Origin of the sequence: Kocuria soli, from assembly GCF_003797835.1 — a bacterium.
Taxonomy (GTDB): domain Bacteria; phylum Actinomycetota; class Actinomycetes; order Actinomycetales; family Micrococcaceae; genus Kocuria; species Kocuria soli.
This window is the reverse complement of sequence record NZ_RKMF01000002.1, coordinates 238816-262023: the sequence shown is the minus strand read 5'-3', so window position 1 is coordinate 262023 and position 23208 is coordinate 238816. Positions and strand designations below refer to the sequence as shown.

21 protein-coding genes are annotated in these 23208 nt (G+C 66.9%); 5 read left to right on the top strand and 16 right to left on the bottom strand.

Annotation, left to right across the window (positions count from 1 at the left end; genetic code table 11):
* Nucleotide 1: 1 nt before the first annotated feature.
* The 4 genes from ctaD to EDL96_RS02735 form a co-directional block, all read right to left on the bottom strand.
* Entirely contained in the window at nt 2–1705 is a 1704-nt protein-coding gene (gene ctaD, locus EDL96_RS02750; RefSeq protein ID WP_123824221.1) for an aa3-type cytochrome oxidase subunit I, read from the bottom strand.
* A gap of 9 nt (nt 1706–1714) precedes the next feature.
* Nucleotides 1715–2626 (bottom strand): aa3-type cytochrome oxidase subunit II, encoded by a 912-nt coding sequence (gene ctaC / locus EDL96_RS02745; protein WP_233568629.1) that lies wholly within the window; start codon nt 2624–2626, stop codon nt 1715–1717.
* A 332-nt stretch (nt 2627–2958) separates the two neighbouring features.
* Nucleotides 2959–3327 carry a HesB/IscA family protein gene (locus EDL96_RS02740; protein WP_123824217.1) on the bottom strand — a complete coding sequence of 123 codons (369 nt, stop codon included), beginning with the start codon at nt 3325–3327 and terminating at the stop codon, nt 2959–2961.
* A gap of 153 nt (nt 3328–3480) precedes the next feature.
* Nucleotides 3481–4920 carry a dipeptidase gene (locus EDL96_RS02735; protein ID WP_123824215.1) on the bottom strand — a complete coding sequence of 480 codons (1440 nt, stop codon included), beginning with the start codon at nt 4918–4920 and terminating at the stop codon, nt 3481–3483.
* Between the two features lie 47 nt (nt 4921–4967).
* On the opposite strand from EDL96_RS02735, the gene EDL96_RS02730 reads away from it, so the two are divergent.
* Complete coding sequence (locus EDL96_RS02730) at nt 4968–5585, top strand: DUF3043 domain-containing protein (RefSeq protein WP_123824213.1); 618 nt, start codon at nt 4968–4970, stop codon at nt 5583–5585.
* An 80-nt stretch (nt 5586–5665) separates the two neighbouring features.
* Here the strand turns inward: EDL96_RS02730 and EDL96_RS02725 are convergent, their stop codons facing one another.
* Nucleotides 5666–6745, bottom strand: a complete 1080-nt coding sequence (locus tag EDL96_RS02725; RefSeq protein ID WP_123824211.1) for a quinone-dependent dihydroorotate dehydrogenase — start codon at nt 6743–6745, stop codon at nt 5666–5668.
* A gap of 72 nt (nt 6746–6817) precedes the next feature.
* On the opposite strand from EDL96_RS02725, the gene EDL96_RS02720 reads away from it, so the two are divergent.
* Nucleotides 6818–7804, top strand: coding sequence for an alpha/beta hydrolase (locus EDL96_RS02720; protein ID WP_123824209.1), 987 nt, complete (start codon nt 6818–6820; stop codon nt 7802–7804).
* Here EDL96_RS02720 and EDL96_RS02715 read toward each other — a convergent pair.
* From EDL96_RS02715 to EDL96_RS02685, 7 genes are all read right to left on the bottom strand, one after another.
* Nucleotides 7801–8595 (bottom strand): isoprenyl transferase, encoded by a 795-nt coding sequence (locus EDL96_RS02715; RefSeq protein ID WP_123824207.1) that lies wholly within the window; start codon nt 8593–8595, stop codon nt 7801–7803. The genes EDL96_RS02720 and EDL96_RS02715 overlap by 4 nt on opposite strands.
* Nucleotide 8596: 1 nt before the next feature.
* Complete coding sequence (gene recO / locus EDL96_RS02710; RefSeq protein ID WP_123824204.1) at nt 8597–9352, bottom strand: DNA repair protein RecO; 756 nt, start codon at nt 9350–9352, stop codon at nt 8597–8599.
* A gap of 20 nt (nt 9353–9372) precedes the next feature.
* On the bottom strand, nt 9373–11115 hold the full coding sequence (leuA, locus tag EDL96_RS02705; protein ID WP_123824202.1) for a 2-isopropylmalate synthase: 1743 nt from the start codon (nt 11113–11115) through the stop codon (nt 9373–9375).
* A 227-nt stretch (nt 11116–11342) separates the two neighbouring features.
* Nucleotides 11343–12887 (bottom strand): LCP family protein, encoded by a 1545-nt coding sequence (locus tag EDL96_RS02700; RefSeq protein WP_233568628.1) that lies wholly within the window; start codon nt 12885–12887, stop codon nt 11343–11345.
* A gap of 165 nt (nt 12888–13052) precedes the next feature.
* The gene (locus tag EDL96_RS02695) at nt 13053–14069 is read right to left on the bottom strand and encodes a GTPase Era (RefSeq protein WP_123824314.1); all 1017 of its coding nucleotides are present in this window, start codon (nt 14067–14069) and stop codon (nt 13053–13055) included.
* A 141-nt stretch (nt 14070–14210) separates the two neighbouring features.
* The gene (ybeY, locus tag EDL96_RS02690; protein WP_123824200.1) at nt 14211–14771 is read right to left on the bottom strand and encodes an rRNA maturation RNase YbeY; all 561 of its coding nucleotides are present in this window, start codon (nt 14769–14771) and stop codon (nt 14211–14213) included.
* A 1-nt stretch (nt 14772) separates the two neighbouring features.
* A complete protein-coding gene (locus EDL96_RS02685) occupies nt 14773–15906 on the bottom strand; it encodes a PhoH family protein (protein WP_199732517.1) in 1134 nt (377 codons plus the stop codon).
* A 355-nt stretch (nt 15907–16261) separates the two neighbouring features.
* Here EDL96_RS02685 and EDL96_RS02680 point away from each other — a divergent pair, with 355 nt between their 5' ends.
* Nucleotides 16262–16984: a GerMN domain-containing protein gene (locus EDL96_RS02680; protein WP_123824198.1), complete on the top strand. Its 723-nt coding sequence runs from the start codon at nt 16262–16264 to the stop codon at nt 16982–16984.
* A gap of 10 nt (nt 16985–16994) precedes the next feature.
* Here the strand turns inward: EDL96_RS02680 and EDL96_RS02675 are convergent, their stop codons facing one another.
* The 3 genes from EDL96_RS02675 to hrcA form a co-directional block, all read right to left on the bottom strand.
* The gene (locus EDL96_RS02675; protein ID WP_123824196.1) at nt 16995–17834 is read right to left on the bottom strand and encodes an RsmE family RNA methyltransferase; all 840 of its coding nucleotides are present in this window, start codon (nt 17832–17834) and stop codon (nt 16995–16997) included.
* Complete coding sequence (gene dnaJ, locus EDL96_RS02670; RefSeq protein WP_123824194.1) at nt 17831–18988, bottom strand: molecular chaperone DnaJ; 1158 nt, start codon at nt 18986–18988, stop codon at nt 17831–17833. The genes EDL96_RS02675 and dnaJ overlap by 4 nt, the downstream gene beginning before the upstream one ends.
* Before the next feature lie 139 nt (nt 18989–19127).
* Entirely contained in the window at nt 19128–20141 is a 1014-nt protein-coding gene (hrcA, locus tag EDL96_RS02665) for a heat-inducible transcriptional repressor HrcA (protein WP_123824192.1), read from the bottom strand.
* Between the two features lie 220 nt (nt 20142–20361).
* Between hrcA and EDL96_RS02660 the strand changes: the two genes are divergently transcribed.
* Both EDL96_RS02660 and EDL96_RS02655 read left to right on the top strand, forming a co-directional pair.
* Complete coding sequence (locus EDL96_RS02660; protein ID WP_123824190.1) at nt 20362–21219, top strand: DUF3097 domain-containing protein; 858 nt, start codon at nt 20362–20364, stop codon at nt 21217–21219.
* 158 nt (nt 21220–21377) lie between these two features.
* Entirely contained in the window at nt 21378–21914 is a 537-nt protein-coding gene (locus tag EDL96_RS02655) for a DUF4870 domain-containing protein (RefSeq protein ID WP_233568627.1), read from the top strand.
* Between the two features lie 11 nt (nt 21915–21925).
* Here the strand turns inward: EDL96_RS02655 and hemW are convergent, their stop codons facing one another.
* Entirely contained in the window at nt 21926–23164 is a 1239-nt protein-coding gene (gene hemW, locus EDL96_RS02650; protein WP_123824188.1) for a radical SAM family heme chaperone HemW, read from the bottom strand.
* Between the last annotated feature and the right edge of the window lie 44 nt (nt 23165–23208).

Genomic DNA, 23208 nt, shown 5'->3' with positions numbered 1-23208 from the left:
ATCAGCCCTTCGCTCCGGCGTGGGTGGTCATCGACTGCTGGGGCGAGGCCGCGGCCAGCTCCGGGTGGTGCAGGTCCAGTGCCGGACGCTCCGAACGGATGCGGGGCAGGGACACGAAGTTGTGGCGCGGGGGCGGGCAGGAGGTTGCCCACTCGAGCGAGCCACCGAAGCCCCACGGATCGTCGACCTCGACCTTGGGTGCGTTCTTGTGGGTCGTGTACACGTTCCAGAACCAGGGAATCATGGACACGGCCAGCAGGATCGCACCGACGGTGGAGAGCTGGTTCATCCAGGTGAACCCGTCCTCAGGCATGTAGTCGGCGTAGCGACGCGGCATACCGATCACGCCCAGCCAGTGCTGGATCAGGAACGTGGTGTGGAAGCCGACGAACAGGATCCAGAAGTGCACCTTGCCGATGCGCTCGTTGAGCATCTTGCCGGTGAACTTGGGCCACCAGAAGTACAGGGCGGCGAACATGCCGAACACCAGGGTGCCGAAGAGCACGTAGTGGAAGTGCGCGACGACGAAGTAGGTGTCCGAGACGTGGAAGTCCAACGGCGGGGTGGCCAGGATGACGCCGGTCACGCCACCGAACAGGAAGGTGAACATGAAGCCGAGGACCCACAGCATGGGGGTCTCGAAGGTCAACGAACCCTGCCACATGGTGCCGATCCAGTTGAAGAATTTCACGCCCGTGGGCACGGCGATCATCATGGTCATGAAGGAGAAGAACCCGAGGAGCACGGAGCCGGTCACGTACATGTGGTGAGCCCACACGGTGACGGACAGCGCGGCGATGGCGATGGTCGCGAAGACCAGGCCCTTGTAGCCGAACAGCGGCTTGCGGGAGAACACCGGGAGGATCTCAGAGATGATGCCGAAGAACGGCAGTGCCAGCACGTAGACCTCGGGGTGACCGAAGAACCAGAAGAGGTGCTGCCAGAGGATTGCTCCGCCGGCTTCGGCGTCGAAGATGTGGCCGCCGAGGCGACGGTCCATGCCCAGTGCGAACAGCGCGGACGCCAGCGGCGGGAAGATCATGATGATCAGCAGGCCGGTGACCAGGGTGGTCCAGACGAACACCGGCATGCGCCACATGGTCATGCCCGGGGCACGCATGCAGAGGATGGTGGTGATGAAGTTGACGCCACCCATGATGGTGCCGAAGCCCTGCAGGCCAAGACCGAAGACCCAGAGGTCACCGCCGACACCCGGCGAGAACGTGGTCGAGTTCAGCGGCGCGTAGGCGAACCAGCCGAAGGAGGCCGCGCCCTGGGGGGTCAAGAACCCGGCCATGGCCACGAGGGACCCGAACAGGAAGAACCAGAAAGCCAGTGCATTGAGTCGCGGGAAGGCGACGTCAGGTGCACCGATCTGCAACGGGACGATCACGTTGGCCAGACCGACGAAGAAGGGTGTGCCGAACATGAGCAACATGATTGTGCCGTGCATGGTGAACAGTTGGTTGTACTGCTCCTTGGTCTCCAGCAACTGCATGCCGGGGGCGAAGAGCTCCGCACGAATCAGCAGTGCCATGACACCGCCGACGCAGAAGAACACGAAGGCGGAGATCAGGTACATGTACCCGATGGTCTTGTGGTCGGTCGAGGTCAACCAGTCGACGATGATCTTGCCCTTGGACCGCGGCACCACCCGGGGTGCAACGGTTGTGGCCTCATCGGCTGAATATTCAAGCGTGGTCATTTCAGCCCCTTAGTTCTCTTCGTAGCTCGCGCCGACGGGGTTGTCACGCATGACCGCGCCGTCCTCGTTCTCGTTCACGTTTCGGTTGTAGTCATCGCCGACCTGACCGGTGTTGCCCTCGTCACGCAGCTTCTGCATCTGGCTCTCGTACTCCTCCTGGGAGACGACCTCCACGTTGAAGAGCATTTCCGAGTGGTACTCACCGCACAGCTCCGCGCACTTGCCCTGGAAGGAGCCTTCACGCTCGGTGTGGAAGCTCATGTAGTTGGTGCGGTTGGGGATCATGTCGACCTTCTCCAGGAAGGCCGGGACCCAGAAAGAGTGGATGACGTCGCGGGAGGAGAGCTGGACCTCGACGTCGCTGTCCACGGGCAGATAGAGGGTCGGCAGGGTCTCTTCGACGCCCTCCGAACCGTCTTCGTTCAGGTGGGCCTGCGTCCCGGAGTAGTAGACGTCGTCGTCCACGTAGTTGAAGTCCCAAGCCCACTGCTTGCCGATGATCTCGATGGTGGCATCGGGGTTGTCGTGCCGCGGGACGATCTCGGTCAGCGCCCGTTCGGAGAAGAAGAACTGGGACACGATGAGCGCGATCGGCACGATCGTGTAGAAGATCTCCAGCGGCAGGTGGTAGGCGACCTGGCGGGGGTAGCCGACCTCGTTCTTGCGACGACGGTAGGCGACCATGCACCAGAGCATGAGGCCCCAGGCGACCAGACCGACGCTGAGGGCCGCGATCCAGGAACCGACCCACAGGTTCAGGATGTTCTCTGCGTTGTCCGTGGGGGCCGAGTCTCCGATCGGCATCCAGGCGTTGCGGACTTCCTCTTTACAGCCCGTCAGGGCTAGGACTGCAATAGCGCCGAGGCCGGTTAGCTTCAAAGCCCTGGTGCGACGGCTGCCGGTTCGGGAGTGCGAACTCACAGACGGCCCTTCCTCTTCTGGTGGTGCGCCAGGCACGGGGATTGGGACCGACCCGTACCGAGGCATGCTGTTTCCCCCTGAGCTTACCCCTTGAGTTGTCCTTGTGCTGACACTGTGTCAGTCCGTGTGTCCGCCGAGATTCGGAGCCGGAGCCATGTTTCGCACGCCGCCACGGCCCGGGAACGGGAGGAACCCCGCATACCCGTGTGGGTATGCGGGGTTCCTCGGGTGGTTCGCGAAGAGTTCGGGGTCCGCGGGTGCCTCATCTCTTTGGTGTGGCAACTGTTTCCACGACCCCCGCTCAGACCGGCCCCTGACTCCCCGCCTTGTGATCAGTGGAAGGAGTCTCCACAGGCGCAGGATCCCTGGGCGTTGGGGTTGTCGATGGAGAAGCCCTGCTTCTGGATGGTGTCCTCGAAGTCGATGGTCGAGCCCTCCAGGTACGGGACGGACATCTTGTCCACGATGACCTCGACACCCTCGAAGTCCTTGACCGCGTCGCCGTCGAGAACCCGCTCGTCGAAGTAGAGCTGGTAGATCAGGCCCGAGCAGCCCCCGGGCTGGACCGCCACCCGCAGACGAAGGTCGGTGCGGCCCTCCTGGTCGAGCAACGCGTGGACCTTCTGCGCGGCCACGTCGGTGAGGTTGACGCCGTGGGTCGGCAGGCCCTCCGTGGTGACGTTCTCAGTGGTGACGCTCATGCGTTCTTCTCCTCCGTACATGCCGTGGGCGCGGATTCCTCGCCCGGATACAAGCCTCGTACGGGTGCAACCATCGCCCGGCGCGAATCATTCCGTGATGCGCTTTCGAGTTGCCCGGAAGCCACCGAGTCGGCTGAACCGTACGTCTCCACCCTACGCCCGGGCCCGGGACCGCCGGGCCAACCACAGCGCCTCGGCGAGCACGGCGAGCCGGAAATCCTCGATGTGCAGGGACTCGTCGATGCCGTGGGCGCGGGTGTCCGGATCCTCCACGCCGGTGATCAGGATGGTTGCCTGCGGGTTCTTCTCCCGCAGCTGGGCCGTGAACGGGATCGAACCGCCCATCCCTGCTTCCAGCGCGTCGCGTTGCCAGGACTCGCTCAGCGCCCAGAGCATCTCCTGCGCCGCGTCGGAACTAGTGTCCGTGCTGAACGCCGGCCCCTTCTCGTCGATACCGACTTCCACCTGCGCCCCGAACGGGGCGTGGCTCTCCAGGTGCTTCGTGAGCACGTCCGCCGCTGCCTGAGGATCCTGGCCAGGAGCGATGCGCAGGGAGATCTTGGCCCGTGCGGAGGGGGCGATTGTGTTGGATGCGACGTCCACGCGGGTGGCGTCGATCCCCGTGACCGAGATTGCCGGCTGTGACCACAGCCGCGACGTGATCGAGCCGCGCCCGGCCAGTTCCATACCCTCCAGCAGCCCCGCGTCGGCGCGGAATCTGTCCTCCGGGTAGTCGATCGCTGGTTCAGGTGCGTGCACCAAGCCTTCGACGGCGACCGCCCCGTCGTCGTCGTGGAGGCTGGCGATGAGGCGAGCCAAGAGGGTCGGGGCGTCCAGGATTGGTCCGCCGTAGCCGCCTGAGTGGAGAGCGTGGTCCAGGACGCGCACGGTGACCTCGGCACCGACCACTCCCCTGAGCCCGGTGGTCAGGGTGGGCGCGCCGGCCTCCCAGTTGGCCGAATCGGCGATCACGATGGCGTCCGCGGCGAGCTTCTCCTGGTGGCGTTCCAGGAACTGGCCGAAGTGTGGCGAGCCGACTTCCTCTTCGCCTTCGATGAAGACGGTGATGCCCAGGCCGTGGTCGTCGCCCAACATCTTGCGGAGCACCCGAATGGCACCGACGTGCGCCATGATCCCGGCCTTGTCGTCGGCGGCACCGCGCCCGTAGAGACGGCCGGAGCGCTCGTCGGCCACGAACGGGTCCGAACTCCAGGCGGTGAGGTCACCGGGAGGTTGGACGTCGTGGTGTGCGTAGAGCAGGACCGTGGGCTTCCCCGGCTCGGCGGGCTTCCGGGCGATGATCGCCGGGTGAAGGCTGTCTCCGTCCGCGGCGTGGATCTCGACCGACGGGAAGCCTTCGGCGACCAGCAGATCCCGCACGGCGTGAGCGCTGTGCTCCAGGTTTGCATGGTCGAAGGACTCCCATGCGAGTCCCGGAATGGACACGAGGTTCTTCAGATCGGTCATGACCTGCTCGAAACCTTCGTCATTGGCCCGACGGAAAGCAGCGACGTCGAGGTCCTCGACGGACTGCGCCTCGACCGGCTCCTGCGGGTTGTACGTGCGCTGTTGGGGATTGTGCTCGTGGCTCATGAGGCGAGCTTAGGCAGTGGACACGGCGGCTCCGGTATCCTTGCCGGGTGTTCGGACGAAACAAGAAGACTGAAACTGAGACCCCCGTGGACGAAACCACCGTGCTGACGGAAGCCGGGACGGAGGAAAGCCAGACCACGGCCGGGCGATCCTCGACCCAGGGCAAGGGGCGTCCGACACCCACCCGCAGGCAGCAGCAGGCGGCGCGGAAGCAACCCCTGGTTCCCAAGGACCGGAAAGCCGCGAAAGTGGCCGATCGTCAGCAACGGCGCGATCAGCGCCTGCACGCGCAGCAACGAATGGCCGCCGGTGACCAGCGGTACCTCGCCCAGCGCGACCGCGGTGACCAGCGCGCGTTCGTCCGGGACTGGGTGGACTCCCGCTTCTGCATGGCCGAGCTCCTGATGCCGATGGCCGTCGTGGCGCTCGTGTTCCTCTTGATTCCCAGCGGGCTCCAGGAAATCGTCTCCACGGCATTCTTCGTGCTCTTCGCCGTCGTGGTCCTGGACTGCATCCTGCTGGCCAACGGCGCCAAGCGAGCGGTGCGCAAGAAGTTCGGGACGGTCGAGTCGGGAACCGGTTGGTACGCCGTCACCCGCAGCATCAACTGGCGCTCGACGCGCCTGCCGCGCCCGCGCGTGCGGCGTGGCCAGCGCCCGTCCTGAGCGGGCGTTCTCCCTGCCGATTCGCTCCTAGGTCAGTTGGCTCCCCGGCCGTCGGCACTGCGCCGGCGGCCGTTTCAGTGTCAGACGCGGGAGAGCCGCCGCAGGCCCTTGACCACTCGAGCCGCCCAGAACGGCCCCTCGTACAGGAACGCGGTGTAGCCCTGCACCAGGTCGGCCCCCGCAGCAAGGGCTTCCGCGGCATCCTCCACGGAGGTCACCCCACCGACCGCCACCAGCGCGAGCCTGTCCCCCACGTGGGCCTTCAACGTCCGGAGGACTTCGAGCGACCGGGCGCGCAGCGGCACCCCGGACAGCCCGCCCGCACCGTAGGACTCGACGACGGCGGGATCGGTCACCAGACCGAGTCCCTCACGAGCGATGGTGGTGTTCGTGGCCACGATCCCGTCCAGCCCGAGTTCCATGGCCAGGTCGGCGACGGCCAGAACGTCCGCATCCGCGAGATCCGGGGCGATCTTGACCAGGAGGGGCACGCGTCGGCCCGTGACGCGCGAGGATTCCTCACGAACCGCGGCCAGGATCGGACGCAACGACTCCACCGCCTGCAACTCCCGAAGACCCGGGGTGTTGGGGGAGGACACGTTGACCACCAGGTAATCCGCACAGGGCGCCAGTTCCCTGGTCGAGGAGCGGTAGTCCGCCACGGCGTCCTCTAGCGGGACCACCTTGGTCTTTCCAATGTTCACCCCGATGACGGGACGGGTCCTGCCCTTCCAGTCCCTGGCAAGGGCCGCGCGAGCGGACCGCACCCGGGGCGCCACGGCCGCGGCGCCGTCGTTGTTGAAGCCCATCCGGTTGATGACCGCCTTGTCCCGGACCAGCCGGAACAAACGAGGCCTGGGGTTGCCCGGTTGCGGCTGCCCGGTGACGGTACCGATCTCCACGTGCCCGAAGCCAAGGTCCGCCAGTGCCGGGATCCCCTTTGCACCCTTGTCGAACCCCGCGGCCAGGCCGAAGCGGGACGGGAAACGCAGTCCCATGACTTCAACGCTCTGGTCCCCGGCCGGACGCGTCAGGCGCCGGAGCACCGAGGACAGGCCGAGCCGACGGCACGTCTTGATACCCAGGAACCCCAGGTGATGGGCCCGCTCCGGGTCCATCCACGAGAAGCAGACTGTGAAGAACGTAGGGTAGACGCGCATGTGCCCATTCTCCCACGCCGGAGGCTCACACCCCGGGCACTGGCATTGGCTCGAAGGTGAGGTCCGTTCGGCATGATCTGGAACGACGACGTCCTGGGTCAGGACTTCTCCGCCACGACGGTGCCGGTGCCGGGCCGCGGGGCTCATCGCACGGCCACCGTCGTCCGGCACAATCCCAGCACCCGGGCGGAATCCCGCGGAACGGTGCTCTACGTGCACGGCTGGTCGGATTACTTTGCCAACCCGGAGCTGGCCGTGGCCGTCCAGCGTGCCGGATTCCGCTTCTACGCCGTGGACCTGCACGGGTACGGCCGCAATCTGACGGACGAGGTCCTGGCTGCGGGAGACGTGCCGGGCCTGGCCGAGGACTTCTCCGAGTACCAGCCGGATTTTGATGCCGCCAGGGAGGTCATCGCGCGCGACGGCGGGCGAATCGATCCTGATCATTTGGTGGTCGTCGCTCATTCGACGGGCGGGTTGACCATGTCCTTGTTGCTCATGGAGCAGCCCGGTCAGGTGGCGGGCCTGGCCCTGGCCACGCCGTGGATCGCCCCTCAGGGGTTTTCCGGCATCGACCGGATCATCCTGGCCCTGGCCCCTTTGCTCCCGAAGCGCCTGACGCTCATGGAGCTCAAGGTCCCGTTGAACTCGAACTATCACCGGGTGCTCTCCCGCGACCGGGAAGGAGCCTGGGAGGTGGATCCGCGCTGGCGTCCCCGGAAGTCCTTCCCCGTCACGGTCGGCTTCCTGCGTTCGACGGCGGCCGCCCGGGAACGGCTCCTGGAACTCCACGGTTCCGGACGGACCGTTCAGGCCCCGGTGCTGATCCAAACCGCGCGGCGCAGTCTGCTGGTTCCGTGGTGGGACAAGCGGATGCACGGCATGGACACCGTGCTTGACGTGGAGGCCATCCGTCGTCGGGCGGCCGTCCTGCACCCGGCACCCACCGTGATCGCCTACGACGACGCGATCCACGACGTCCACCGGTCCGCTCCGCTGGTGCGGCGCGCCGCGTTCGCGGACCTGCAGCGCTGGCTCGACGGTCTGGAGATCGACTAAGGCGTCTGCTGCTGGTCCCGCGGATTGTCCACGGCACCGCCGTATCGACGGTCGCGCCGTGCGTACTCTTCGACGGCGTCCCAGAGTGTGCGCCGATCGACGTCGGGCCACAGCACATCCTGGAACACGAGTTCGGCGTAGGCGGACTGCCACAACAGGAAGTTGGAGATGCGCTGTTCACCGGAGGAGCGCAGGAAGAGGTCGACGTCCGGCAGATCCGGTTCGTCCAGGTACGCCTGGACGGTGGATTCGTCGATCTTCTTGGGGTTGAGCTTGCCCGCGGCGGCATCCGCTGCCATCGCTGCGGCCGCGTCGGCGATCTCGGCGCGCCCGCCGTAGTTCACGCACATGGTCAGGGTGGTGACGTCGTGATCGCGCGTCTCGCGTTCCGCGATTTCGAGCCGGTTGATCACCGAGCGCCATAGGCGAGGGCGGCGCCCGGCCCACCTGATGCGCACTCCCCATTCGTGGAACGTGGACAGCTGGCGTTCCATCACCTCTGCGGTGAAGTTCATGATGAAGGCGACCTCCGAGGGAGAACGCTTCCAGTTCTCCGTCGAGAAGGCGTAGGCGGACACGTACGGGATCCCCAGGTCGATGGCCCCGGCCACCACGTCCACGAGCGCCAACTCCCCTGCCCGGTGTCCCTCGTTGCGCGTGAGGCCGCGCTCATTGGCCCACCGTCCGTTGCCGTCCATGACCACGGCAACGTGCCGAGGCAGGAACTTGGACGGAATGGCGGGTGCCAGCGCTCCCGACGGGTGCGGAGGCGGTGCGGAGAACCGGCCCATGTCAATTCCTCTCGACCAGGTGCAGGGAACGCACCGACTTCTCCAGATGGAACTGGACGTAGGAGGCCACGATACCGGCGGCGAACGAGGCAATCCGCGGTTCGGCCCCGTCCACGCGGGACCAGTCCCCCGTCAACAGCCCCACCAGGTAGTCCAAGGTCGGGACATCGGGTGCCAATGCTCCGGGGGGCCGGCAGTTCGGGCACACCACGCCACCCAGTTCCGCGCTGAACGCTCCGTGCGGCCCGGGCGCCCCGCACCGAGCACAGTCCGTGAACGACGGTGCCCATCCCGCCAGGGAGACGGCCCGCAGCAGATAGGAGTCCAGAATCGCGGCGGGGGCGTGCAGCCCGCGTGCGATCGAGGACAGGGCACCGACCACGAGCAGGTAGTGGCGATTACCTTCGTCATCGTCATCGGTGGTGATCCGCTCTGCTGCCTCAACCACGGCCGCCGCCGCCGTGAATTTGGCGTAGTCCGCGGCGATCGGCGAGGCCCAGCCTTTCCGTCCCACGGCCTGAGACACGATGTCGAGATTCCGGCCGTGGACGAGTTGCAGATCGGAGACGTTGAAAGGTTCGAGCCGTGACCCAAAGCGCGAATTCGTTCGCCGCACTCCCTTGGCCACGGCCCGCACCTGCCCGTGTTCACGCGTCAGCAGCACCACGATCCGGTCCGCCTCACCCAGCGGGTAGGTCCGAAGGACCACACCCGTGTCCCGGTAGGACCTGGATGCGAAGGACGTGGCGCGAGGCATGTGCTGGGCTCCGCCCGTCCTCAGTCCGCCTGGACGTCGCGCACGGCACGGTTGACCGCGGACACGATGGCCTTCAACGACGAGCGGGTGGTCGAGGCATCGATGCCGGCGCCCCACAGGACCCTGTCTCCCACGGCGAGCTCGACGTAGGAGGCCGCGTTCGCGTCGGCGGCAGCGGACAGGGTGTGTTCCGTGTAGTCCAGCAAGCGCAGGTCAACACCCTCTTGGGCGAAGATCTGGATCATCGCGTCGATCGGGCCGTTGCCCGTGCCGGAGCGTTGGACGGTCTGACCGTCGACGTCCAGTCCCACCTCGAGGCGGGTGTCACCGTCGTCGTCCGAGGACGTGGTGATGCTCGTGATCCGGTACCGGCCCCAACGGTTCCCGTGGCTGTCCGCGGGCAGGTACTCGTCCTGGAAGATGCTCCACAAATCGGCGCCCGAGATTTCGGTACCCGAAGTCTCCGTGTGCTTCTGGACCACCCCGGAGAACTCGATCTGTGCCCGGCGCGGCAGTTCCAGGCCGTGATCGGCCTTGAGCAGGTAGGCCACACCGCCCTTACCGGACTGGGAGTTCACGCGGATCACGGCCTCGTAGCTGCGGCCGATGTCCTTGGGGTCGATGGGCAGGTACGGAACCGCCCAGACCAGGTCCTCGGTGGACTTGCCCTGAGCCTCGGCGTCGGCGGCCATTGCCTCGAAGCCCTTCTTGATCGCGTCCTGGTGCGAGCCGGAGAAGGCCGTGAAGACCAGGTCACCGCCGTAGGGAGAACGTTCGGGGACTGGCAGCTGGTTGCAGTGTTCGACCGTGCGGCGGATCTCGTCGATGTCGGAGAAGTCGATCTCCGGGTCCACGCCCTGGGTCAGCATGTTCAGGCCCAGCGTCACCAGATCGACGTTGCCGGTCCGCTCGCCGTTGCCGAACAGGCAGCCCTCGATCCGGTCCGCACCGGCCAGGTAGCCCAGTTCAGCGGCTGCGACGCCCGTGCCGCGATCGTTGTGCGGGTGCAGGGACAGCACGGTGGCGTCCCGGTTGTAGAGGTTGCGGGTCATCCACTCGATGGAGTCCGCGTAGACATTCGGGGTGGCCATCTCGACCGTGGCGGGCAGGTTCAGGATCATCTCCCGATCACCGCCGATCTCGAAGGTCTCCGCGACCTCATTGGCGATCCGTGCCGCGAACTCAACTTCGGTCCCGGTGAAGGACTCGGGCGAGTACTCGTACGTGACCGTGGTGTCCTTGAGCTGTTCCTCGTACTTCATGCACAGCCGGGCACCGGTCAGCGCGATGTCCACGATGCCGTCCTGGTCTTCACGGAAAACCACTTTCCGCTGCAGCACGGATGTGGAGTTGTAGAGGTGGACAATCGCCTGCGGCGCGCCGTCGATCGCGTCGAAGGTGCGCTCGATCAGGTGCTCACGGGATTGCGTGAGGACCTGGATCGACACGTCCTCGGGAATGCGGTCTTCCTCGATCAACCGACGCACGAAGTCGAAATCGGTCTGAGAGGCCGAGGGGAACCCGACCTCGATCTCCTTGTAGCCCATACCCACCAACAACTCGAACATCCGCAGCTTGCGGTTCGAGTCCATGGGGTCGATCAGTGCCTGGTTGCCATCGCGCAGGTCGACGGCGCACCAGCGGGGTGCCTTGGTGATGAACTTGTCCGGCCAGGTACGGTCCGTGAGCACGAACGGCAACTGCTCGTTGTACGGACGGTACTTGTGAGTCGGCATGCCGGAGGGCTTCTGACGGTTTTCCATGGTGTGAGACCTGCTTCTTTCCTGTCCCAAGTGGCGTCACGACGATCCGATGGCTTCCCCGGAAACGGGCTGAGGATCGGGCGCGACGGGCCGGGCATCACGAACTCCGCAACGGGGAGTCCGGCCCGAAAAAGGGGTTCAGGACCCGTTGCGGCAACTAAGCAGAAGCAAGGTGCCCGTGCGCATAGGGAAAAACTACCACCGCGGGCGGTGGGATGGCGCACAACTCACTGCTGGCACGTGAACTGTTCGGCGGTCTGCCCGGAGAGGCCTTCCGGCACGGCGCTGTCCAGATCCATCCGGTCGCCCGAAGTGAAGTCCTGGCCGATCTCGAGCTTGACCACGGTCTCCGCATCGGTGGATTCAATGACCTGCCCCTGAGGGATGCCGAGCTCCTCGGCCACCTGCTCGGCAGCGGACTGCCACCCGGGGCCGTACACGACCTGCGTCCCGGGCAGCGAGTCGATGGAATCCCCCTCGGTCGCCTGGGTGTAACCGGCATCCTGGAGCACCTTGACCAGGTCCTCGGCGCGCCCGTCGGTGTCGGAGGCGTCGACGACCTCGACCGGGATGTCGGCTGCGTTGAACAGCAGAACCGATTCCTCGTCCGTCTGATCGGCGCTCGGGGTTTCGCTGTTCTCGGCGGTCGAGGGCGAGGCCGAGTCCGGGGTTGCCGATTCCTCGGAGCCGTCCGTGGCGGAGGCGTCGTCCTGCGCCAGTGAACGGTCGTCCCGGAGCGTCTGGAACAGGTCTTCCGCACGGGTCTCGTCGAGTTCCAGACGGTTCGGGTCCGGCTCGTAGACCTGCGTCGGGGCCGTCACGAACACGACGTGCGACAGATCGACGTTGGCCATCATGCCCCCGATACTGACGATGCGGGTGACGTTGCCCAGCTCTTCGTCGACGTGCAGGTTGCTGGTCATGACGTCGGCGATCTCGTAGAGCTTGCCGGGGTTGGTGAGCGTTCCCTCTTCCTTGACCTTGCGGGCCAGGGACGCCATGAACTGTTGCTGGGAGCGGATACGGGACTCGTCGCCGCCGTCGCCGAACGCGGCGCGTGATCGCAGGAACGCCAGGGCGTTCTTGCCTTCGACCGTGGACACACCGGCGGGCAGTTCGAGTCCGGACTTGGGATCGTCCACGGGCTGGTTGACGCAGACCTCGACGCCGCCGACGGCCTCGGACAGCTCGGTCACGGCGTTGAAGTCGGCGAGCATGAAGTGATCGATACTCAATCCGGTGAAGTCGTTGATGGTGGCCACGGTGCACCCAGGCCCGCCGTTCTCCGCGGCGGTGTTGAGCATGGCGTTTTCCATCGGCTCGTAGACCTTGCCGGATTCCGGGTCCGTGCATTCCGGGATGTCGACCACGAGATCCCGCGGGAAGGACACGACGGAGACGTTCTCCCGGTCCTCGGAAATGTGCAACAGCATCATGACGTCGGTGCGCCCGTCGCCGTTGCCGTACTCGACCTCACCGTACTGGTCGTTGCCCTCCCCGACGCGGGTGTCGGAGCCCATGATCAGGATGTCCGTGGGGCCGTCGTCACCGGCCTCCCCGTTACCGAGGTTCAAAGGACTGGTGGTCAGGTTCTGCTGAAGCCGATAAATGCTCAGACCACCGACGGCCAGGACGACGACCAGCCCGATTGCCAGGCTGATCAGACCCCACTTGAGGCCTTTGCTCATCCCTGACTTCGCGCTCCAGTGGCGACCGGCCTGGCGGGTGTCGGCCCACGAGGTGCGCTCGCTGTCGGGAGTGCGGGTGTTCACGGATGGGGCTCCAAGATGTCGGGGTGGCGCGCTGGCTCGACGTCGGCGTTCGGTCAGGCGGGCACGTCGTCGGTCACGCAACCTCCCGGATGGTACACCGTCACTCTCAACTAGGGCATCCGGGGCAGGGCGGCCGTGCGGCGACTGCGCGGGGACGGCCAGAAGTCAGAAGCCCAGGCGCGAGAGCTGGCGAGGATCGCGTTGCCATTCCTTGGCGACCTTGACGTGCAGGTCCAGGTACACCTTGGTGCCCAGGAGCTTTTCGATCGACCGCCGGGCCGTCGCACCGATCTCACGCAGTCGGGCGCCACCCTTTCCGATGACGATGGCCTTCTGTGACGGGCGTTCAACGTAGAGGGAGACGTGGACGTCGACCATCGGATCGTCCTCCGGGCGGTCCTCACGAGGGATCATGTCCTCGCAGACCGCTGCCAGGGAATGCGGGAGCTCGTCGCGCACACCTTCCAACGCCGCTTCCCGGACGAGTTCGGCGATCATGGTCAATTCCGGCTCGTCCGTGAGCTCACCGTCCGGGTACAGGGGCGGCGAGGGCGACATGTGAGAAATGAGCACCTGGGCCAGCGACTCGACCTGGAACCCGTTGACCGCGCTGACCGGAATGACGTCGGCGAAGCCCAGGTCGGGGGGAGTAGGCCGGGGGTCATAGGCCTTGCCCTTCTTCCGGGCCCGGATTCCCCTGCGGCGCTCCGTCTCCTCGAACTCCGCGGTGAGCACCTCGCGTCCCAGCTGTTCGACGGCGATCAGCTGCTCGGCCAGGGTTTGGCGGCCCACCGTGTCCGACTTGGTGACGATGGCCACGATCGGGCGCCCACCGGACTGGGCGAGCTGAGCCGCAATGAATCGGTCCCCGGGGCCGATCTTCTCGTCGGCGGGAATGCACAGACCCAGGACGTCGACCTCGCTGAGGGTCTCCGCCACAAGATCATTGAGGCGCTCCCCCAACAGGGTCCGGGGGCGGTGGACGCCCGGTGTGTCCACGAGCACCAGCTGGCCGTCCGGCCGGTGCACGATCCCGCGGATGGTGTGGCGGGTGGTCTGGGGACGGTTGGAGGTGATGGCCACCTTCTCCCCCACCAACGCATTGGTCAGGGTGGACTTGCCCGCGTTGGGGCGGCCCACGAACACGGCGAACCCCGCACGGAAGTCCCCCGACGGCGTCATGAACCGGTCGTCGGAACCCTCGGGCCGGCCGTTGTCTCCACTCGAGATCTCATCGCCCACGCCGGGCTCCTTTCCTGCGGCTCGCGCCGTGGTTGTCCGCGGACGGTGCCGCGAGTCCTTCGCGCGCCTGTTCAGTGGCCGTCACTGCATGGTCTCCACGGGGGCGGACCGGCCGAGGAAACCGGTCAACAAATGGCGTTGCAGCGCGAACATGGTCGCGCGCTCCTCCGGTTCCGCGTGGTCGTGCCCGAGCAGGTGCAGGATGCCGTGCACCGTCAGGAGGAAGAATTCGTCCTCCGTGGAATGCCCGGCAGCGGCGGCCTGGCGCGCCGCGACGGGCGGGCACAGGACGATGTCCCCGAGGGTTCCGTGCGTCGGGGAGTCCTCCGTACCGGCCTCGAGCTCGTCCATGGGGAAGGACATCACGTCCGTGGGCCCCGGGAGGCCCATCCATTCGACGTGCAACCGCGCCATCTCCTCCTCGTCCACGACGGCGATCGACAACTCGACGTCAGAGGCCAGGCGGAGCTGACGGAAACAGTGGCTGACCAAGGCCCGTTGACGGGCCGGATCGTAGGCCGCCCAGGCGTCGCGGTGTTCGCTCTGGTCGGCCGGGAGCTGGTCGGCATCGTGTTGTACGTCGATGTCGACGTTGGCCGGCGCGTCACCGCGGGCCGCGTCGTCGAGAAGGGGTCCGCTCATCTCAGTGCTCCTCGGCCGTTTCGGTCACGGACGTGGTGGCAGCGCCCGCCTGGCCCCCGGCTCGGTCCTGTTTGCGCTGGCGCCGCTCCTGGCGCACCCGGTTCGTGGCGTCGAAGTGACCGTAGGCGTCGACGATCTTCCCGACCAGTTCGTGCCGGACGACGTCGTCGCTGCTGAGGGTGGGGAAGGCGATGTCATCGACCCCGCGGAGGATGTGCTCGACCTGCCGCAGCCCGGAGGACGTGCCGCCGGGAAGGTCGATCTGCGTGACGTCTCCGGTGACCACGATCTTGGAGCCGAAGCCCAGACGGGTCAGGAACATCTTCATCTGTTCCGGTGTGGTGTTCTGCGCTTCGTCAAGGATGATGAAGGCGTCGTTGAGGGTCCGACCACGCATGTACGCCAACGGGGCGACTTCGATCGTGCCCGCTTCCATGAGTTTGGGGATCGTCTCCGGATCCAGCATGTCGTGCAGTGCGTCGTAGAGCGGCCGCAAGTACGGGTCAATCTTGTCGGTCAGAGTGCCGGGCAAGAACCCCAGCCGCTCCCCGGCCTCCACGGCGGGCCGGGTCAGGATGATCCGGGACACCTCCTTGGTCTGGAGGGCCTGCACCGCCTTGGCCATCGCCAGGTAGGTCTTGCCGGTACCTGCGGGACCGATGCCGAACACGATGGTGTGTGCGTCGATGGCATCCGTGTAGAGCTTCTGGTTGAGCGTCTTCGGGCGGATGGTGCGCCCGCGGGAGGACAGGATGTCCTGGTTCAATGCCGCGGACGGGCGGGCGGCAGCGTCACGGGACAGAATCCCCAGGAGCTGGGCGACCACCTGAGGGGTCACCAGCGTTCCCTTGCGCGCCAGTGCCTGCAGCTCCTCGAGCAGGGCCACGACCACGAAGACGTCCTGGGATCTGCCCTCGACCACGACCTGGAGGTCCTTCGCGAACAGCTTGGTACCGGGTCTCGCCAGCTCGATCTGGGTGAGGGTGCTGTCCGCCTGGCCCAAGCAACGGACCATGGTCTCCCGGTCCGCGAACGTCATGACCCTGCGCTCGCGCTCTGTACCACCGTCCGCGGGCTCCGCGGTCGAACGGCGGTTCGCGCGGGTGGCGTGGGGTGTGATGTCGGGATCGTGCATGGTGTCGGCCGACGGGCCAGTACTCGCTTTCCTGGAGAAGTGACGCCGTCCTTCACGTGTCCGGTCTTCCGTGACCCGAGTGGCGGCGGGCGTCGCTGCGGACACCACCATCAGCGTACAGCCGCGGCCGAAGATTCCGATTTGGTATCGGTACCGGCAAAGGATGGTCCAGGGCGTGCGCCCTCCGGTGGTGTGTGGTTGCCTGGTCGGCGTTGTCCGGGCGGTTGCAAGATGCTGCGCTCGGACAACAGGCTGTGCGCCGCGGGATCGCGCGGAACCCACCACCGATGCGCAGTGCCCAGCCAGGACCCGTAGGACGTGAGGACAGCAGAGCGTGGCTGGGAAAGGAGTGAGCGTGGCACCGGTGTTCGACGACGGCAACCCCACCCACCCGAACTCCCCTGCCGGCGTGCCCGGTCCGCAGCGTCGACGCGCCCGCACCATCGTCTCCGCTGCCGCAGCCGTGACCATGACCTTGGTGTCGTGCACCTCGCCGTCGTTCCTGGACGGCGCGGGCCAGTCGACAACGGTTGTCCTCGACGCATCCGGTGCCTCCGGTGGTTCAGACGACACTTCCCGTACGGTCACGGTCCCGGTCTACTGGACCGGTTCGGGTGATTCGACGCAGCAGCTGTTCCGCGAGTCCCTGACCGTTCAGGGCTCCGGAACGGCCGACCCGATCGACACGGCGGTGCAGGCCATGACGCAGGCAACGCCCGACGAGGCGGAGCAACGCACCCTGTGGCGGCCCGTTTCCGGGATCGGGACCTCCTACACCGACGACACCATCACCGTGGACCTGCCCGCCACTGCGGTGTCCCGTCACCTCGAGCGCCCACAGGCGCGGCTTGCGATCCAGCAGCTCACCAACACGGCTGTGGCTGCTGCCATCGACGCCGGGCTGGCCGACCCCCAGTCACCCCCGGCTGTTCGGATCCTGGTCGACGGTGCCGGAGACGCAACGGTCTTCGGTTCCTACCGGGTGCCGGATCAGGTGTCCTACGACGAGGATTCCGCGGACAACGACGTGAAGACGACCTCCACGGGGATTCAGGCAACGGGTCCCACGCAGGGGTGACGTCAGGGGGTCAGGACCACCGGCCCGTCGCCTGGTTGAGCATGACGACTGCAGCCGCCCCCGCCGTCGAGGACCTGAGCACTTCCGGCCCCAACAGCACGGGTTGAGCACCGGCTCTGACGAAACGGCCGAGTTCCACTTCGGAGATTCCACCTTCGGGCCCGACCACGACGGCGAACACGTGCGGATCTGTGCGATGGGGATCGACCACAGCGGCGTTCTCGGCAAGTGCCTGCGCCAATGTCTGCTCAGCGGCTTCGTGCAGGATCCACCAGCGGGTCTGCCCCTCGTCGCGGATCCTGGCTTCCAGAGCGGCACTGTTCACGGGATCCTGAACGATGGGCCACCGGCTCCGCCGGGACTGTTTGGCAGCTGCCACCACGGTCGACCGCCACTTGTCGAGCTGCTTGTGCATCCGGTCCGGGCGGAAGCGGGCCACGGAGCGATCCGCCTGCCACGGAATCACCGCGTCCACGCCGAGTTCCGTGCAGGTTTCCACGGCCTGCAGGTCCCGGTCGCCCTTGGCCAGCGCCTGGACCAGCACCAGGGAAGGCCGACGCGCCGGTTGGGCTTCGACGGCGGTCACGGTGAGCCGGACCCAGTCCCCTCCGGAGGACCCGCCAGAGGGTGCACCGGGACCGCCTGCCGTGTCCCGTCCGGGTTCCTTGTTCGTGGCCGTCACCGTCCCGGTGACGCGCGTCCCCTGTCCGTCGACGACGTCCAAGGCCTCGTCGACGGACAACCGGCGCACGGTCACCGCGTGCCGGGCCTCCGGGCCCGTCAACGTGTAGGTGTCACCCTCACGTAGCTCGTCGATCGGGTCCTCGGCGCGGAATACGGGGAGGCTCACGAGTCGGCGAACCGGTCACGAAGACGGGAGAAGAACCCGGAGGCCCCACGTTCTCCGGCGGTGCTGATCGCCGTGCCGGTGTGGCGCTGTTCGCCGCGGAGTTCGGCCAGTTCCTCGAGCAGTTGGCGTTGCCGGTCGTCGAGGTCCGTCGGTGTGGAGACCTCCAGGTGCACCACCAGATTCCCGCGCGCTCCGTCGCGGCTGTTCAACCGACCGGCGCCCAGGCCCGACATCTTGATGGTCTGCCCGGACTGGGTCCCGGGATCGACGCCGATGTCCTGCGGACCGTCGAAGGTGTCCACCTTGAGCGTGGTGCCCAGGCTGGCGGCGACCATGGGAACCCGCACGACCATGTGCAGGTCGTCCCCGTCGCGACGGAAGGTGGGATCGTTCTGCACCCGGGTTTCCACATAGAGGTCACCGTTGGGGCCGCCGGCGGTCCCCGCCTCCCCCTGGCCCGTCAGGCGAATGCGAGTGCCGGTGCGCACACCCGCGGGGATCTTGACGTTGAGCTGACGCTTGTCCCGCACACGGCCCTGGCCGTAGCACTCCTGGCAGGGGTGCTCGATGACGGTGCCGAACCCGTCACAAGCGTGGCAGGGGGCTACGGTCATGACGGTGCCCAGGGGCGAGCGGATGGGCTGACGCACCTGTCCGGCACCGCCGCAGATCCCGCATTGGGTCGGTTCCGTCCCTGGCTGGCAGCAGGAGCCGCTGCACTCGGGGCACACGACGGCGGTGTCAACCGTGATGCGCTTGTCGGTGCCGAACACGGCTTCCTGCAGGGAAACGGCCTCGGTGATCAGGGCGTCCTGCCCCTGACGGGTACGAGACTTCGGGCCCTGTTGGCCGCCGGCTCCCTGGAAGAAGGCGTCGAAGATGTCGCCGAATCCACCGAAGCCGGCACCACCGAAACCACCTGCGCCGCCGAAACCACTCTGACCGTTCTCGTCGCCCGTGGCGTCGTAGATCCGCCGCTTCTCCGGGTCCGAGAGGACGTCGTTGGCGTGCGCCACCCGTTTGAACTCTTCGGCTGCTTCCGGGGAAGGGTTGACGTCCGGGTGCAGCTTTCGCGCCTTCTTGCGGTACGCACGCTTGATCTCCTCTGCGCTGGCATCGCGGGAGACCCCAAGGGTCTGGTAGTGATCGCTCAACGATTAGTCCGTTCCGTCGTCGTTGTCTGAAGTTTCTGAAGTGTCTGAAGTGGTGTCTGGGCCCGGCCGTGAGTGCTCGGTCCACCGTCCGCGAGCGCGCGAACAGCGACGGACCGGACGGGCCCGGTCGGCGAAGGGCTCAGTTCTGCAGCACCCTCGAGAGATAGCGGGCCACCGCGCGGACCGCCGCCATGGTGGACGGGTAATCCATGCGCGTGGGTCCCAGAACGCCCAGCTTGGCGCCGTCGTGGGGTCCGTACCCGGTGGCCACGACGGCCGTCTCGACCAGCGGGTCGGAGGCGTCCTCGGCGCCGATGCGGACGGCGATTCCACGTTCGTCCTGCTCCATCTCGGACAGGAGTCGTAGCAGCGCCACCTGTTCCTCGAGTGCTTCGAGCACGGGGCCGATTGTACGAGCAAAGTCACCCGTGGACTGGGCAAGGTTGGCTGTTCCGGCCATCACCATGCGTTGCTCGGCACTCGTGGCGCCCAGCGCCTGCAGAGCCTCTGCCACGGCCGCCAACACGACGCGTTCCGGCTGTGGAACCTTAAGAACGGCCGCCGTCACAGCCGCGACGGCCTCGGAGACCGCCCGGCCGGTGGTGAGGGCCAGGACGCGGGCACGGGCGTCGAGCACGTCGGACTCGGACACGGCCACCGGCAGCCTGGTCACCCGCTGGGACACGCGCCCGTCCGTGGGGATGAGGACGACCAACACCTGGTGTTCGTCCATTCGCACGAGTTCCACGTGGCGCACCGTGGTCACTGTGACCGTCGGGTACTGCACGACCGCCACCTGGTGAGTCAGTTGGGACAGGAGCCGCACCGTGCGCTCCATGACGTCGTCGATGTCCTCCGCACCTTCCAGCAGCGTGCGGATGGCCCGCCGTTCGGGTGCCGAGAGAGGTTTGAGCGAGGTGATCCGGTCGACGAAAGCGCGGTAGCCCTTTTCCGTCGGGATACGACCGGCACTCGTGTGCGGGGCCATGATGAGTCCCTCGTCCTCCAGGACGCCCATGTCGTTGCGAACCGTCGCCGAGGAGACGCCCAGTCGGTGGCGTTCGACCAGCGCCTGCGAACCGACCGGCTCCCGGGAATGGACGTAGTCCTCCACGATGGCCTGAAGCACCTGCAGACGTCGGGGGTGGTCCATCACGAGTCCTCCTTCTGCAAGCGATCGGTCTCAGCGGCCAGGCACCGTACCCGGTTGGCACTCTGCCCCACACAGTGCCAATGAGTCTAGCGGTCCGGGGTCGATCCGCGACGTGGGCCCGGCCCCTTGGTACGCTCGCGGCTGATTCCGGCCGTGAACGCCCGTTCCACCCGCCGAATCCACGTCCCGCGCTTGTCCCAGTGATGCCAGGAGGCAACCCTTGTCCGGTCCGTCTTGGGGTCCGCAGAGCCTGGAATCGCTCTCCGCCCAGCGCCGTCCCCCGCAGGCACAGCCCCTGCCCGTCGCTCGAGGATTGGTCCTGGAAGAGGTGTCCACCGGGTGGGTCGGTGCGGTCGTGTCCTTGGAGACCATCGGCGGAATGCGCGTGCTCGGTCTGGAGGACCGCCGCGGCAAGGTTCGGGCCTTCCCCCTCGGGCCCGGTTTCCTGTACGAGGGACAGCCGGTCATTGCCGCAGAACCACGACGGCGTGAGCAGAAGTCTGCACCTCGCCGGACCCGCTCCGGCTCCGTCGAGGTCGAAGGCTTCCGTGCCCGCACGGCCAAGGCCTCCAGGATCTGGGTCGAGGGCAAGCACGACGCCGAACTGGTGGCCAAGGTCTGGGGACACGACCTGGCCGTCGAGGGCATCGTCGTCGAACCCTTGCACGGCGTGGACGACCTGGCCGCCGCGGTAGCCGACTTTCAACCGGGGCCGACGCGTCGCCTGGGGATCCTGGTGGACCACCTGGTGCAGGGCTCCAAGGAGTCGCGGATCGCGGAACAAACCATGCGGGTCCCGTCGGCACCGGGCAACGTCCTGATCCTGGGGCACCCGTACATCGACATCTGGCAGGCCGTGAAACCCTCCGTGCTGGGCATCCCCGCCTGGCCGCACGTGCCCCGCGGGACGGACTGGAAGACGGGGATCTGCAAGGGCCTCGGGTGGCCGCATGCCAACGCCGAGGACACGGGCAAGGCGTGGAGTCGGATCCTGGCCAAGGTTGACACCTACGCCGACCTCGAACCCGCCCTGCTGGGTCGGGTGGAGGAACTGATCGACTTCGTCACCGTCGCCTGACAAGGAACCGCCGAGCGGGCGGGTAAACTCTGGGCTGACCGATTTGCCGCGACACCAGCGGCCGCCGGCTCCCAGGAACCGGCCCGCTGCGCCGACATCCAGCTGGCAGCACCGACCGTTCGACCGTGATCTGCACGGTCTCGATCTTGAAGGTAGACGTGCCCGTTTCGACCAACAGCAGCCGTGGAACCGACGAGCAGCAGAAGACACCGTTCGAAGGAGTCTCCGCTCGACCCCATCCGGTCAGCGTCACGGACGACCAGCAGCTGGCCACCTTGGCACACATGCTCGGGTTCGCCGGCTGTCTCCCGAGCATCCTGATCCACCGGTGGTCCCGCGGACGCGCGCGTTTCACCCAACAGGAGTCGCTTGAGGCGGCCAATTTCACCTTCGGCCCCACGCTGATCGTCATCGCCTGTGCGCTGCTGGCCTTCGTCCCTTACGTGGGATGGGCCTTCGCCTTGATTGGCGCGGCGACATGGCTGGCCCTGGCCGTGTTCTCCGTAATCGCTGCCGTGACGGTCAACAAGGGCAGGCCCTACGTGTACCGCTTCAACTGGTACCTCTACGACCTGGTGACCCGCCATCGGGCCGAGCGCCGCAAGGCCCGCCAGGAATCCGGTCCGATCGACGCCACCGGCGAGATCACGGCCGTGCGCCCCGGCCAGCGCACGCAGGACACGAACGAGCGGTGAAGCGGTAGCGGTCACACGAGTCGACGGACCACCGCGTCGCCCAACAGGCGACCGCGCAGCGTGAGCACCACACGGCCTCCGACCGCAGCGCGGCCGTCCACCAGACCCTCCGCCACGAGACCCGCGACCTCCGACCGTCGCTCAGCGGGCAGCGCGTCCACCGGCAATCCATCGGCCGTGCGCGTCTCCAACATGATCCGTTCGAACAGCCTGGTCTCCTCGTCCAGGGCCTCTCGCCCCACGGCCGGTGAACGACCGGCCCGCACTGCATTCGTGTAGGGAACCGGATGCTTTCGGTTCCACCACCGGACTCCCCCGACGTGGCTGTGGGCCCCGGGGCCCACGCCCCACCAGTCCTGGTTGTGCCAGTAGGCGAGATTGTGGGCCGACCGGTTCTCCACGGCGCTTCGCCCGTGCGCCTCGCGGGACCAGTTGGAGATCTCGTACCACTCAAAACCGGCCTCGGCCAGCACGGATTCCGCGAGTTCGTACTTGTCGGCCTGGTCGTCCGGGTCGATCCCCGGGAGCTCTCCGCGGCGCATCTGCGCGGCCATGCGGGTCCCGTCCTCCACGATCAGCGAATAGGCGCTGACGTGGTCCGGTTCGTAGGAAAGTGCTTCCCGGACCGACCGGTCCCAGTCCGCCAGGGACTCCCCGGGCGTGCCGTAGATCAGATCCACACTCACTGACAGTCCGGCCTCCTTGGCCCACTCGACCACCCGGCCCACGTTGCGGGGATCGTGCGTGCGGTCCAGTGCAGCCAGGACGTGTGGCACGGCCGACTGCATCCCGAAGGACACGCGGGTGAATCCGCCGTCCGCCAGGACACGGAGGTCCTGCGCCGTGACGGAATCAGGATTGGCTTCCGTGGTGACCTCGGCTCCCGGGGCCAACCCGAACTGGTCGCGGGCCGTGCCCAGGATGCTCACCAAGTCCTCTGCGGGCAGCCGAGTGGGGGTTCCGCCCCCGAAAAAGACCGTGTGCAGCGGCCGATGGGGCAGCCCCGAGTCCACCAGAACGGAACGCGCGAAGCGCAGCTCGGTTTCGGCATCGGCGGCGTAGGCCTCCTGGGACACGCCCGGGCCGAGCTCCTGGGCCGTGTAGGTGTTGAAGTCGCAGTACCCGCACCGAACGGAGCAGAACGGCACGTGGACGTACAGGCTCAGGCGCCGGTCCTGTGCCCCCGGGAGCACGCTGGGCGGCAACAGGCCGTCGGCTGGGGCGGCGTCACCTTCGGGTTGGGCGGGCACTACGGGCACTCCTCTGCATGGGGTGGTCGGGTGGGGTGGTCGGG

Excerpts from the sequence above, each read along its gene's own strand:
- ctaD (WP_123824221.1), bottom strand. The coding sequence starts at position 1,705 with ATGACCACGCTTGAATATTCAGCCGATGAGGCCACAACCGTTGCACCC.
- EDL96_RS02740 (WP_123824217.1), bottom strand. The coding sequence starts at position 3,327 with ATGAGCGTCACCACTGAGAACGTCACCACGGAGGGCCTGCCGACCCAC.
- EDL96_RS02735 (WP_123824215.1), bottom strand. The coding sequence starts at position 4,920 with ATGAGCCACGAGCACAATCCCCAACAGCGCACGTACAACCCGCAGGAG.
- EDL96_RS02725 (WP_123824211.1), bottom strand. The coding sequence starts at position 6,745 with ATGCGCGTCTACCCTACGTTCTTCACAGTCTGCTTCTCGTGGATGGAC.
- EDL96_RS02720 (WP_123824209.1), top strand. The coding sequence starts at position 6,818 with ATGATCTGGAACGACGACGTCCTGGGTCAGGACTTCTCCGCCACGACG.
- EDL96_RS02715 (WP_123824207.1), bottom strand. The coding sequence starts at position 8,595 with ATGGGCCGGTTCTCCGCACCGCCTCCGCACCCGTCGGGAGCGCTGGCA.
- recO (WP_123824204.1), bottom strand. The coding sequence starts at position 9,352 with ATGCCTCGCGCCACGTCCTTCGCATCCAGGTCCTACCGGGACACGGGT.
- leuA (WP_123824202.1), bottom strand. The coding sequence starts at position 11,115 with ATGGAAAACCGTCAGAAGCCCTCCGGCATGCCGACTCACAAGTACCGT.
- EDL96_RS02695 (WP_123824314.1), bottom strand. The coding sequence starts at position 14,069 with ATGACGCCGTCGGGGGACTTCCGTGCGGGGTTCGCCGTGTTCGTGGGC.
- ybeY (WP_123824200.1), bottom strand. The coding sequence starts at position 14,771 with ATGAGCGGACCCCTTCTCGACGACGCGGCCCGCGGTGACGCGCCGGCC.
- EDL96_RS02685 (WP_199732517.1), bottom strand. The coding sequence starts at position 15,906 with ATGCACGATCCCGACATCACACCCCACGCCACCCGCGCGAACCGCCGT.
- hrcA (WP_123824192.1), bottom strand. The coding sequence starts at position 20,141 with ATGGACCACCCCCGACGTCTGCAGGTGCTTCAGGCCATCGTGGAGGAC.